The following is a 12747-nucleotide window of genomic DNA, read 5'->3' on the forward strand; positions in this document are numbered from 1 at the left end:
TCGGAGAAAAGGTCTATGAACGGCTGCGTGCTCCACGTCGTAGGCACCCGCCCCAACTTCGTCAAGGCCGCACCGGTCGTGAGCGCCCTCGCCGCGGCAGGCTGCGACCAGGTGCTCGTCCATACCGGCCAGCATTACGACGCCCGGATGTCGGACGTCTTCTTCCGGCAGCTCGGCCTGCCCGAACCCGACACCGACCTGGGCGTGGGCTCCGGCACCCACGCCCGCCAGACCGCCGACCTCCTGATGGCCCTGGAGGCCGAACTGACCGCCCGCGCCCCGGCCCTGGTCACGGTGTACGGCGATGTGAACTCGACGCTGGCCGCGGCCCTCGTCGCAGCCAAACTGGGCGTCCCGGTGGCGCATGTCGAGGCGGGGCTGCGCAGCTTCGACATGGCGATGCCGGAGGAGGTCAACCGGCGTCTGGTCGACCAGCTGGCGGAGCTGTTGTTCGTCACGAGCCCCGAGGCCGTCGGGCATCTCGCCCGCGAGGGGATCGCCGCCGAGCGGACACACTTCGTCGGGAACCCGATGATCGACACCCTGCTCACCCATATGGAGCACTTCGACCCGGCGGCCGCCCGCGCCGCCCACCGGCTTCCCGAGCGCTACGGCGTCGTCACCCTGCACCGGCCCGCCAACGTCGACGACCCGGAGGCCGCCGCGGCCGCCGCCCGTGTCCTGGCCGAGGCCGCCCGCCATCTCGACCTGGTCGTACCGCTGCACCCGCGGGGCAGACAGGCGCTGCGGGCGGCGGGTCTCGCGGACGCGCCGGGCGTCCATCTGCTCGATCCGCTCGGCTACGTCGAGTTCATGAGCCTCGTGCGCGGGGCCGCCGTGGTGATCACCGACTCGGGCGGCGTGCAGGAGGAGACGACCGTCCTCGGCGTCCCGTGTCTGACCCTGCGCACGACGACCGAACGCCCGGTCACGGTCACCCACGGCACCAACAGGCTTGTCACACATGGGGAGTTGGTGCCCGCTCTGCGCAAGGTGCTGGAAGGCGGGGGAGCGCCGCACACGGAGGGGCCACCCCTGTGGGACGGCCGGGCGGGCGGCCGGATCGCCCATGTCATCACGGGGTGGCTGGAGCGCCATGGCTGAGGACACACGGACGTACGACGGCACCACCAGTACGCACGCCAACAGCACCCGCACGTACTGGGACGCCCGCCACGCCGGCCACGACGAGCTCGCCTCCGGCGCGCACCTCGGGCTGGACCGTCCCGCCAACGAGATCTTCTACGCCCGGCGGCTCGGCACGCTGCTCTCCCTCATCGGCGACCTGTCCAGCCCGGCCGCCCCGCTGTTCGTGCTGGACGCGGGCTGCGGCAAGGGGTACTTCGCCAGAGCCCTGGCCCGCTGCGGGCATCGGGTCGACGCCTTCGACACGAGCCCGCACGCGATCGAGCATGCCCGCGCCGAGGGCGGCGGTCCGCGCTGTGCCGTCGCCGCTCTCGACGAGTGGCGCAGTCCCTGGCCGTACGACATCGTTGTCTGTGTGGACGTCCTGTTCCATGTGCCCGACGACGAGGAGTGGCGGGCCGCACTGCGCAACCTGGCCTCGCTGGTCCGGGTCGCAGGCCGCCTGATCGTCACCGACGTCGCAACCGACGAGGTCCCCGCCGAGCCCCCGAACCCCGACGCGCTCGTCGTGCACCGCCCGATCGCCGCCTACCGTGCCGAACTGGAGCCGCTGGGGTTGCGGCACATCCTCTCCAGCCCGTACGGCTTCCGGGAGGACCGGGTCGGCTTCCACGTCTTCACGAGGACCCGCTGATGCGTCTGACCGACCTGCTCCATCCGCACCTCGACGGCGTCACGACGGTGGTGGACACGACCCGGGGGCGCCTCCGCCTGGAGCCGTATCTGCATCTGCCACCCGGCGTCACCCTGCGCGACCAGGACGAGGGAGACGAACAGCCCGTCGGTGAGGGGGAGTTGGCGCTTCTCTCCTACGGTCCCGACGCCGAGCTGCACGGCGGTGAGGACGCCTGTCGTGCCGTACTGGCGCGGCTGCGGCCCGGTGCGCGCGGGCTGATCGTGTTCGGCCACCGTGGCTCCGAGCTTCCCTACCACCGGCTCCTCGACGACCTGGTCGCCCACCGCTGCCAGGTCCTGCGCGCGGCGCCGCTCGACTACGTCCATCTGCACGCGGGCGCGATCATCGCGCGCACCGACGAACTGCTGCCGCCGCACGACTTCTTCGGCCGTCCCGTCCCGTCCGACGGTCATGCCACGGCGCTGCGGATCGCCGACGAGTACGTCTTCGCCGACCTCGCCTCCCGGTCCCTGCGCGCGCGGGTGCTGGATCTCGAAGCGAGCGTCGAGGAGGCGGAGCGGACCCGGGGCGGCGCCGGGCAGGACGGGATCGCCGACCGGCTGGCCGCCGCCGTACGGGAGAAGGAACAGCTCGCCGCGGCGCTGCGGTCGGCCCGGGAGCGGGTGGAGGTGCTGCAGGCGCGGGTGCACATGCTGGAGGGGTCGACCTCGCTCCGGGTGGGGAAGGCGCTGGTGGCGGCGGCGCGGTCGCCGAAGCGGCGGGCGGCGCGGCTGCCGGGGGAGCTGTACGGGCTGTGGCGCGGGCGGCGCCGGTCCGCGGGGCAGGCGTCCAGCGGTGCGGCGAAGCCGCAGGCCGAGCCGGACGCGCCCGTGGACGACCGTTTCCACCTCGCCCATCGTGCCCTGACCTCGGCGCCCCGCGACCGTCTCGTCGTGGCCGGAGTGCTCACCACCGCCACCGCCGAGGACTTCGCGGCCGAGGTGGTCGTCAACCGGCTGCTGCCGCACGACGGGCGGCTGCTCCTGCAGCGCACCGACCCGGACGTGCTCCTCGTACAGCTGAGCGCCTGTACCGGCGACGGGCCCTGGTGGCTCACCGGCACCGGGCTGGCCCCCGACCTGGACCGCACACTGGCCGAACTGCTCGCCGAGGCAAGGGTGTTGGGGCGGTCGGCCGTACTGTGGCGGGACGCTCCGCCCTCCGCCGCACCCGGGCTGGCCCGGTTCGCCTGGGACGCGGTGGTCGACGCCGACACCGGCGTACGGCTCGCCCGGCTCGACCCGGCGGCGGAGGGCCGGGAACGGCTGCGCGAGGTGTTCCGGGAGGACAGCACCCGGGTACGGCTGGGGCGGCTCGCGCGGCTGTCCGGCGCCCCGGATCCGCTGGACGAGCGGCGCGTCGCCGTGCTGGCCGCGCCCGGGGACCGTACCGATGTCGCCCGGCTCGTCGGCCAGGTGCTCGGCCAGCTGCACCGCCCGGCCGAGGTCGTCGTGCCCGATCCCGCGGGGCTGGAGGAACTCACCGCCGCCGGGGTGACCGTACGGCAGGGGCCGCCCCTGGCACCCTGGGTCGCTGACTGGACGGACCTCACCGAGGACCGGCCCGACACCCTGCTGCTCGACCTGATGTGCGCCCAGGAGTACTCCGGCGCCGACGCCGTGGGTCACACACCGGCCGCCGACGACTACGTCTTCGTACCGTCGCTGCACCCCCTGCTCGCGCGCCGGGCGCTGCACATGTCCGGTACGGCGCCGGACAGCTGGGCCGGTCGGGGGCACCGTCTGTTCGCCGTGCGCGGGAAGGAACCGTCATGAGCCGTACGCTGCGGGCGCTCGTCTACGGCGACGTCGACCTCAACCTCATCGACGGCTCCGCCGTGTGGGCCCAGTCGACCGTGCAGGCGCTGTCGCGGGCGGGCTGCGAGAGCCGGCTCGTCCTCAAGTCCCCGGTCCGCACCGGCCGGCTGACCGATCCGCTGGCCGAGCTGTCCGGGGTCACCCTGGTGCGCCCGCACGAGGAGCGGTGGCTGCCGGGCCTGGCCGACCGGCCGATGTCGCCGGTGCAGGCGGCGCAGGTGCTCATCCGGCTCGACGAGGACGACCCCTGCGATCTGCTGGTGCTGCGCGGCCGGCGACTGGTCTCGCGGGTCGTCGCCGACGGCACCTTCGACGGGCGGATCTGGGCCTATCTCACCGACATCCCGCAGTCGGCCGCCGAGATGACCGAGTCGGCCCGCGCGGAACTCACCAGGATCGCCGAGGCATCGAACCGACTCCTGTGCCAGACCGAGGAGCTGCGCTGCTTCCTGGAGACCTGGGTGCCCGAGGCCTGCGGCAAGTGTGTGCTCAGTCCGCCCGCCGTGCCCGAGCCGGACTTCGAGGTGCCCGACCGGGACGGGCCGCACGACCCGCTGCGGCTCGTCTACACCGGCAAGTTCGCGCCCCGCTGGAACACCCTGCCCATGACCCGGCTGCCGCAGCTGCTCGCCGAACGGGGCGTCCCCGCCGAACTGCACACCGTCGGCGACAAGATCCACGACGACGCGTCCCACCCCGACTTCCAGGAGGACATGGCACGGGCCCTGGCCGGCACCCCCGGCGTCCACCACCACGGCGGACAGCCCCGCGAGGAGGCCATGCGCATCGCCGCCGACTGCGATCTGGGCCTCGGCTGGCGCGACCCGGTGCTCGACTCCAGCCTCGAACTGTCCACCAAGGTCCTGGAGTTCGGGGCGCTGAACCTGCCCGTGGTCCTCAACCGCACCCCGGCGCACGAGGCGCTGCTCGGCACCGACTATCCGCTGTTCGTGCCCGGACGCGCCGGACTGGACGACGCCGCCGAAGCCGTGGCGAGGGCCGTGCGCGAGCCGGAGGCACGGCGTCTCGCGGCCGACCGCTGCCGCACGGCCGCCCGCCAGTACACCCTGGAGGGAGCGGCCGCCCGCTGGCGCGCCCACCTCGCCCGGGCCTTCCCCGCCGCACCCACCGGGGTGATGAGGCGTCAGCGGCCCCTGCGCGTGGGGATCGCCGGGCACGACCTGAAGTTCCTCACCCGGCTGCTCGACCACTTCCGTTCGACTCCCGGCCTCGACGTACGGGTCGACGCCTGGCCCGCCCTCTCCCGCCACGACCCGGACACGAGCCGGGAACTCGCCGACTGGGCGGACGTGGTGGTCGTCGAGTGGTGCGGCCCGGCCGCCGTCTGGTACAGCCGCCACAAGCGGCGCGGCAGCCGGCTCGTCGTACGGCTGCACCGCTTCGAGCTGGACGCGCCGTGGCCCCGCCAGGTCGACATCGACGCCGTCGACCGGGTGGTGTGCGTCAGCCCGTACTACGCCCGCCGCACCCGGGAGCACACCGGCTGGCCCGCGTCGAAGATCGTCGTCGTCCCCAACTGGGTCGACACCGACCAGCTCGACCGTCCCAAGGCACCGGGCGCCCACCACCGCCTCGGCATGATCGGCATCGCGCCCAGCCGTAAACGCCTCGACCTCGGTCTCGACGTCCTGGAGGCGCTGCGCGCCCACGACCCGCGCTGGCATCTGTCGGTCAAGTCCAAGCCGCCGTGGGAGTACTGGTGGATCTGGAACAAGCCCGAGGAGCGCGCCCACTACGAGGACGTGCTGCGCCGGATGCAGACCTCACCGCTGCTCGAAGGGGCCGTCGTCTTCGACTCGTTCGGTCCGGACGTGGCGGGCTGGCTGCGGCGGGTCGGGCATGTGCTGTCCACCAGCGACGACGAGAGCTTCCACCTCGCGCCCGCCGAGGGGATGGCCTCGGGTGCGGTGCCTTCGCTGCTGCCTTGGCCCGGGGCGGACGAGATCTATGACCGGCGGTGGATTCATGACAGCCCTGAGGCGATGGCGGAGGCGATCGCTGTGTTGGAGGAGCAGGACTGGCGGGCGGCGGGGGAGCTGGCCCGGGTGCAGGTGAGGGAGGGGTTCTCGTTGGATCGGGTGGCTGAGACCTGGACGGAGTTGTTGTGTGCGTAGCGCTCCGCCGGGAGGGCTTTGATTGATCTGCGGGCCGGTGGGGGCTGGTCGCGCCCACGCGGCGGAGCCGCATATTGATACCGCCCCGCGCCCCTCAAAGGCGCGACACCGCGGTGGGGTGCTCAGTGACCGGGTCCCCGGAGCCCTTGCGGAGTCCGGGGACCCGGTGTTTTCAGGCCGCTACCTTTGTCGGCTGCGCGGATTGCCCGGCCGTCCGCTCGCCCAGCTGCTCCGTCGGGATCTTCGCCGTCTCGCGGGCGGAAAGCGCGGCCACGACCGGCGGCACGCACAGGGCCGCCGTGAAGAGGGCCACCGCGGACCAGTCGTCGCCGTTCGGGCCCGCGATCTGCGCGGCGAAGGTGACCGCGAAACCGGCGACCGCGAAGCCGATCTGGGTGCCGATGGCCATGCCGGACAGCCTGACCCGGGTGGAGAACATCTCGCCGTAGAAGGAGGGCCACACGCCGTTCGCGGCGCTGTAGACCACACCGAAGGTGACGATGCCCAGCAGCAGGGTCAGCGGGTAGGAGCCGGTGGAGATCGACCACAGGTAGAGGAACATCATCACCGCGCTGCCGGCGGCGCCGATCAGATACACCGGGCGGCGGCCGATACGGTCCGACAGCGTGGCCCACAGCGGGATCGCGGCGAGAGCGACCAGGTTGGCGAACGCGCCCACCCACAGCATCGACGACTTGCTCATCCCGACCGAGTCGCTCGTCGCGTACGACAGCGCCCACACCGTGAAGATCGTGCTGACCGAGGCGACCAGCGCACCGGCGATCACCCGCAGAACGTCCGCCCAGTGCTCCCGCATCAGCACCGCGAGCGGCAGCTTGGCGACGCCCTCGGTGGCGGCCTGCTGCTCGAAGGCCGGCGTCTCCTGGAGCTTGCGGCGGATGACATAGCCGACGACGGCGACCGCGACGCTCATCCAGAACGGCACCCGCCAGCCCCACGACAGCAGCTGCTCCTCCGGCAGCGCGGCGACCGGGATGAAGACCAGCGTCGCCAGCAGCTGCCCGCCCTGTGTGCCGCTCAGCGTGAAGCTGGTGAAGAAGCCGCGCCGGTGCGGTGGCGCGTGTTCCAACGTCATCGAGTTGGCGCTGGCCTGCTCGCCGGCCGCCGAGATGCCCTGGAGCACCCGGCACAGCACCAGCAGGACGGGCGCGAGCGTGCCGACCTGGTCCCGGGTGGGCAGACAGCCGATCAGGAACGTCGAGATGCCCATCAGGATCAGCGTGAAGACCATGATCTTCTTACGGCCCACACGGTCGCCGAAGTGACCGAGGAACAGCGCGCCGATCGGCCGGGCCGCGTACGCCACACCGAACGTGGCCAGCGACAGCAGGGTGGCCGTCGCCGGGTCGGACTCGTCGAAGAAGACCTCGGGGAAGATCAGCGCCGCCGCGCTGCCGTAGATGAAGAAGTCGTAGTACTCAAGGGCGCTGCCGATCCAGGCGGCGGTGGCGGCTTTCCTCGGCTGCCCGGGCGGGGCTTGGGGGACGGGGACGGACACGGCGTGCTCCTTCGAGGGGGCTCCAACATAGGCGGAGTGAGCGGAAACGTGAGAAGGCGAGGAGAGGGAGGTGCCAGATGGGGAGGTGCCGGGTCCCGGCTAATTAACCCACTGGGTAGTTAGTAGCGGTGGCTACGGATGTTGCGCCCACGTTTCCCGCGTGTCAAGAGGTGGCGCCGAGCGACTTCGCGACGACTTCGGCGCGGCTTCGGCGCGACCTCAGTCCGCCGCGCGCTCCGCCGTCAGGTAGGCGATCACCATGTCGCCGAGCATCGCGCGATAGTGCTCGCGCTGCGCCGGATCGACCAGGTCGCGGCCGAACAGGGCGCCGAAGGTGTGCCGGTTGGAGACCCGGAAGAAGCAGAAGGAGCTGATCATCGCGTGCAGGTCGACGGCGTCGACGTCGGCCGTGAACAGGCCGGACCGCTGTCCCGACGCCAGGATCCGGCGGATCACGTCCAGGGCCGGCGAGCCGATCTTGCCGAGCTTCTCGGAGGCGGCGATGTGCTCGGCCCCGTGGATGTTCTCGATGCTGACCAGGCGGATGAAGTCCGGGTGCTGCTCATGGTGGTCGAAGGTCAGCTCGGCCAGGCGGCGGATGGCGGCGACCGGGTCCAGATGCTCGACGTCGAGCCCCTGCTCGGCCTCCCGGATCACGCCGTACGCCCGCTCAAGGACGGCCGTGAACAGCTGCTCCTTGCCGCCGAAGTAGTAGTAGATCATCCGCTTCGTGGTGCGGGTGCGGGCGGCGATCTCGTCCACCCGGGCGCCGTCGTATCCGGCGCGGGCGAACTCCTGCGTCGCGACGTCGAGGATCTCGGCCTTGGTGCGGGCGGCGTCACGGGTCCGCCCGTTCGCGCGTGCCGGCTCTTCGACGCTGGTCATCGGCTTCCTTCGGCGAGGACGAGTGCGCCCCGGTGGCCCACCCGCGTGCCGGTGATTGTAGAAGCCCTCGCGCTCCTCGTGCCGGGGCAGGTCTTCCCAAGCTCCGGTACCGCCTGCTATGACTAACTCACCAGTTCGTACATTAATGAGCCGCTCAGGAGGTCCCCCGGTGGCCAAGGACGCCAAGGACTCGTATCTCGTCGGCCTGATCGGGTCCGGCATCGGCCCCTCGCTCAGCCCGGCGCTGCACGAGCGGGAGGCCGACCGGCAGGGTCTGCGTTATCTGTACCGGCTCATCGACATCGACACGCTCGGCGTCCCGCCCGAGGCGGTGGGCGACCTGGTGCGGGCCGCCCGTGACCTGGGCTTCGACGGGCTGAACATCACCCACCCCTGCAAGCAGCTCGTCATCGAGCACCTGGACGTGCTCGCCCCGCAGGCCGAGGCACTGGGCGCGGTCAACACCGTCGTCTTCGAGGACGGCCGGGCCGTCGGCCACAACACGGACGTCACCGGCTTCGCCGCGTCGTTCGCGCGCGGGCTGCCGGACGCTCCGCTGGAGCGGGTGGTGCAGCTGGGGGCGGGGGGAGCGGGGGCGGCTGTCGCGCATGCCGTGCTGACGCTCGGCGTGGAGCGGGTGACTGTCGTCGACGCGCTGAGTGACCGGGCCGTCGGTCTCGCCGACGCGCTGAACCGGCACTTCGGTGCGGGGCGCGCTGCCGCGGCCACGCCGGATCGGTTGGCCCGGTTGCTCGGTGCGGCGGACGGCGTCGTGCATGCCACGCCGACCGGTATGGCCGCGCACCCTGGCCTGCCCTTCGCTGCGGAGTTGCTTCATCCCGGGTTGTGGGTTGCCGAGGTGGTCTATCGGCCGCTGGAGACGGAGCTGCTGCGCGCGGCGCGTGCGGTTGGCTGCGCCGCTTTGGACGGGGGTGGGATGGCTGTTTTCCAGGCTGCGGATGCGTTTCGGCTGTTCACCGGGCGTGAGCCGGACAGTGTGTGCATGTTGGCGGACATTGCGGAGATGGCCGGGGTTGTGGAGAGCTCGGCGGGTTAGGCCGTTTGAACGCTGCGGGCCGGTTGTGGCTGGTCGCGCAGTTCCCCGCGCCCCTAGAGGGTGCTGTAGTGCGGCATGTTGAAGGAGCACGTATCCATGCGTACGTCCATCGCGACCGTCTCTCTGAGCGGGTCGCTCACCGAGAAGCTGACCGCCGCCTCCCGGGCCGGGTTCGACGGTGTCGAGATCTTTGAGAACGATCTGCTCGCGAGTCCCCTCAGCCCCGAGGAGATCCGCACTCGGTGTGCCGATCTCGGGCTCACCGTTGATCTCTATCAACCCATGCGGGACATCGAGGCCGTGCCCGCCGACGAGTTCGCTCGGAATCTGCGGCGTGCCCGGCACAAGTTCGAGCTGATGGGCAGGCTCGGTGCGGACACCGTCCTTGTCTGCTCCAGCGTCCATCCGCTCGCGGTGGACGACGACGCGCTCGCCGCTTACCACCTGCGCCAACTGGCTGATCTGGCCCAGGAGTTCGGGATCCGGGTAGCGTACGAGGCGCTCGCCTGGGGGAGGCACGTCAACACCTACGGCCATGCCTGGCGCATCGTAGAGGCAGCCGACCATCCCGCGCTCGGCACCTGTCTGGACAGCTTTCACATCCTGTCGCGCTGCTCCGGGCCCGGGGATCTCGACGGTATCGCGGACATCCCCGGTGAGAAGATCTTCTTCCTTCAGCTCGCCGACGCCCCGCTGCTCGCGATGGACGTCCTGCAGTGGAGCCGGCACTACCGCTGCTTCCCGGGGCAGGGCGGCTTCGATGTGGCGGATCTCGTGCGCCGGGTACTGCACACCGGGTACGACGGGCCGCTCTCGCTGGAAGTGTTCAACGACGTCTTCCGACAGGCCGAGGCCGGGCCGACCGCCGTGGACGCCCACCGCTCGCTGCTCGTGCTCCAGGAGACGGTCGGGATCGCCGCCCCGCCCGCCCCCGTGGTCCCCACCGGCGTCGCCTTCGCCGAGCTGGTCACGCCCGACGCCGAACCCGTCTCGGCGCTGCTCGGCGCCCTGGGCTTCGCCCGTACCGCCCGGCACCGCAGCAAGCCGGTCGATCTCTGGCAGCAGGGCGAGGCCCGCATCCTGGTCAACACCGCGGGCGCCGCCCGCCGGGACGGCACCGGACTCGCCGCCATCGGCCTGGAGTCCCCGGACCCGGCCGGAGCGGCCCGCCGTGCCGAGGCCCTGCTGGCGCCGGTGCTGCCGCGGCGCCGCGCCCCGCAGGACGCCGTGCTGGACGCGGTCGCGGCGCCCGACGGCACGGAGCTCTTCTTCTGCGCCGCGCAGGGGCGGCGCCAACTCCCGGACTGGCGCACCGACTTCATGGACGTCGAGCACGAGGCGGCGACCCCCGGAGTGCACCGCATCGACCATCTCGCGCTCACCCAGCCCTGGCACCACTACGACGAGGCGACCCTCTTCCACCGCAGCGTCCTCGGTCTGCACGCCCAGGAGAGCGTGGACGTCGCCGACCCGTACGGCCTGATGCGCAGCCGCGCCGTCACCGACGCCGACGGGAGGGTGCGGATCGCCCTGAGCGTGGGCGCCGCGCCGGCCGACGACACCGTGCACGCCCAGCACATCGCGCTGGCCACGGACGACGTGGTCGCCGCCGCACGCCGCTTCACCAAGGCGGGCGGACGGCTGCTGCCGATCCCGGCCAACTACTACGACGACCTGGCGGCACGGCACGAGTTCGCCGACGGCGAGCTGGAGACCTACCGCGAACTGGGCATCCTCTACGACCGTGACGCACACGGCGAGTTCCGGCACTGCTACACGGTGACGGTCGGCCGGGTCTTCTTCGAGCTCGTGCAGCGGGACGGCTACCGGGGCTACGGCGCGCAGAACGCGCCGGTGCGGCTGGCCGCCCAGCACGCCGGGCGGCCGGTGCGGTGACCGGGCCTACTGACGGCTGACGGTCCGGGTCACGCCGGCGATGACGGTCGTGGCCAGGATCCAGCCGGTGAGGACGAGGACGTACGACAGCCATTGCTGGCCGCCCTGCGGGGCGAACGCCGGTTCCTGGCCGAAGGAGATCACCGGCAGCAGCAGGTCGAGGGTGTAGAAGACCGGGTTGAAGTCCGGTGCCTCGTCCGCCTTCAGCGGTGGGGGCGCGTGCAGCGCGAAGGAGAGGGAGCCGACGGCGAGCAGGGACAGCAGCCAGGCCAGTGCGCGCATCGGACGGAAGCCGTAGCCGACGGTGGCGTCCTGGACGTGCCCCCACAGACGGCCGTACCAGGGCAGGGTGGTGCGCTGCCGGCGTTGCTTGGCGAGCTGGACGAGGCGGGCCGCGTTGTCGTCACCGATCCGGCGGTACACGGCCGTCAACTGCTCGTAGACATGGGGGACATAGCCGTCGATCTCGCGCTCCAGCATGGGCAGGCGGCGCTCGGCGGGCTCGTGCGGGGTGAGGGTGGTGTAGCCGAGGCCGTCGAGCCGGATCCGGTCCGGCAGCTTCTCCGGCTCCACGAACAGGACGTCCATCTGGGCCCGGCGCAGATTGAGACCGCCGTCCAGCGGATCGCCCCTGCGCAGCCACAGTTCCCCGACGGTGCAACTGGTGGCCCGCAGCGCCATGTCGCCCGGGTTGGACAGGCGCGCGTAGGACAGATCGAGGCGTCCGGCGATACGGGCGCCCCGCAGTCCTATCCACCCGTCGACGTCCACGCGCCGCAGCAGGACGTCGCCGTCCACGCCCAGGGTCACCGCGTCCAGGGCCACTTGGCCGGGGCGGCTGAGCTGTGCCCCGTCCAGGTTGATCGAGCCCGAGACATGCGCGCCGTTGAGCCGCACCTCGCCCGTCGCTCTCAGCCCGGTCGCCGACAACTCGTCCCCGATCGACGCCTGGGTGAGCTTGAGCACGGGCTCATCGGCGTCCCGGGCGGTGAGTTCGGCACGCTCCATGAACAGGGCACCCGAGATCTGGGCCCCGTTCAGGTGCACCGGCCCGTGGATCCGGCACTCCGTCAACCGCACCACGCCCTCGACCCGCACGCCGCCGAGGTCCAGGGCGGGCAGCACGGAGCCGCGCAGACTGAGCCTGCGCAGCTGCGCGTCGTAGAGGTCGGGCGGGTCGGTGAAGTAGCAGTGAGCCAGCCGGATCGGGTGTCCGACGATGCCGTGGGTGAGGTCGAGTGCGCCGGTGATCCGGGCGCCCAGGACCCTGAGTGCGGCGATCTCGCCGTCCTCCTGGGGCGCGCTGACGAGTAAGGCCTTCAGCACCGATGCGCGCAGCGTGCGTTCCGGGCCCCAGCCGCTTCCCGTCGCCGTGTCCTCGTCCGCCGCGGGGCGGAAGTCCACGACCTCCCCGCGCGGGAAGGCGTGCCATACCTGCAGTTCGGCCGGCGTCAGATCGTTGATCTCCATCAGCCGGGACTCTGACGCCGGCCGTCGAACCTGTCAACTCGCCGCCGTCCGGGTCAGTGCCAGTGTTGTAAACGCCCGCCCCGGCCCGGCGGGGGGCGCCGGCCGGCGGGCCGCCGGGGGCGGGGGGCGAGGGCGCCGGGCGCGCC

The 12747-nt window shown here is 72.0% G+C and carries 9 protein-coding genes; 6 read left to right on the forward strand and 3 right to left on the reverse strand.

All coding sequences use genetic code 11. From position 1 onward, the window contains the following. Positions 1-27: 27 nt before the first annotated feature. The 4 genes from wecB to ACFWYS_RS08345 are packed head-to-tail and all read left to right on the forward strand — an operon-like array spanning position 28 to position 5774. Complete coding sequence (gene wecB / locus ACFWYS_RS08330; protein WP_384764930.1) at positions 28-1104, forward strand: non-hydrolyzing UDP-N-acetylglucosamine 2-epimerase; 1077 nt, start codon at positions 28-30, stop codon at positions 1102-1104. Next, positions 1097-1780 (forward strand): class I SAM-dependent methyltransferase, encoded by a 684-nt coding sequence (locus ACFWYS_RS08335; protein ID WP_384764932.1) that lies wholly within the window; start codon positions 1097-1099, stop codon positions 1778-1780. Before wecB ends, ACFWYS_RS08335 begins: the two co-directional genes overlap by 8 nt. Then, a complete protein-coding gene (locus ACFWYS_RS08340) occupies positions 1780-3597 on the forward strand; it encodes a hypothetical protein (protein WP_384764934.1) in 1818 nt (605 codons plus the stop codon). Before ACFWYS_RS08335 ends, ACFWYS_RS08340 begins: the two co-directional genes overlap by 1 nt. Then, the gene (locus ACFWYS_RS08345) at positions 3594-5774 is read left to right on the forward strand and encodes a glycosyltransferase (protein WP_384764936.1); all 2181 of its coding nucleotides are present in this window, start codon (positions 3594-3596) and stop codon (positions 5772-5774) included. The genes ACFWYS_RS08340 and ACFWYS_RS08345 overlap by 4 nt, the downstream gene beginning before the upstream one ends. A gap of 172 nt (positions 5775-5946) precedes the next feature. On the opposite strand, the gene ACFWYS_RS08350 is transcribed toward ACFWYS_RS08345, so the two are convergent. Together ACFWYS_RS08350 and ACFWYS_RS08355 are read right to left on the reverse strand one after the other, a co-directional pair. Beyond that, positions 5947-7293, reverse strand: coding sequence for an MFS transporter (locus ACFWYS_RS08350; RefSeq protein WP_384764938.1), 1347 nt, complete (start codon positions 7291-7293; stop codon positions 5947-5949). Positions 7294-7512: 219 nt separating this feature from the next. Beyond that, a complete protein-coding gene (locus tag ACFWYS_RS08355) occupies positions 7513-8178 on the reverse strand; it encodes a TetR family transcriptional regulator (protein WP_384764940.1) in 666 nt (221 codons plus the stop codon). Between the two features lie 169 nt (positions 8179-8347). Here ACFWYS_RS08355 and ACFWYS_RS08360 point away from each other — a divergent pair, with 169 nt between their 5' ends. After that, positions 8348-9235 (forward strand): shikimate dehydrogenase, encoded by an 888-nt coding sequence (locus ACFWYS_RS08360; protein WP_384764942.1) that lies wholly within the window; start codon positions 8348-8350, stop codon positions 9233-9235. A 96-nt stretch (positions 9236-9331) separates the two neighbouring features. Next, positions 9332-11131: a bifunctional sugar phosphate isomerase/epimerase/4-hydroxyphenylpyruvate dioxygenase family protein gene (locus ACFWYS_RS08365; RefSeq protein ID WP_384764943.1), complete on the forward strand. Its 1800-nt coding sequence runs from the start codon at positions 9332-9334 to the stop codon at positions 11129-11131. A gap of 6 nt (positions 11132-11137) precedes the next feature. Here the strand turns inward: ACFWYS_RS08365 and ACFWYS_RS08370 are convergent, their stop codons facing one another. Beyond that, the gene (locus ACFWYS_RS08370) at positions 11138-12601 is read right to left on the reverse strand and encodes a pentapeptide repeat-containing protein (protein ID WP_384764945.1); all 1464 of its coding nucleotides are present in this window, start codon (positions 12599-12601) and stop codon (positions 11138-11140) included. Between the last annotated feature and the right edge of the window lie 146 nt (positions 12602-12747).

The sequence above is a fragment of the Streptomyces sp. NPDC059010 genome, from assembly GCF_042740355.1.
Lineage (GTDB): Bacteria > Actinomycetota > Actinomycetes > Streptomycetales > Streptomycetaceae > Streptomyces.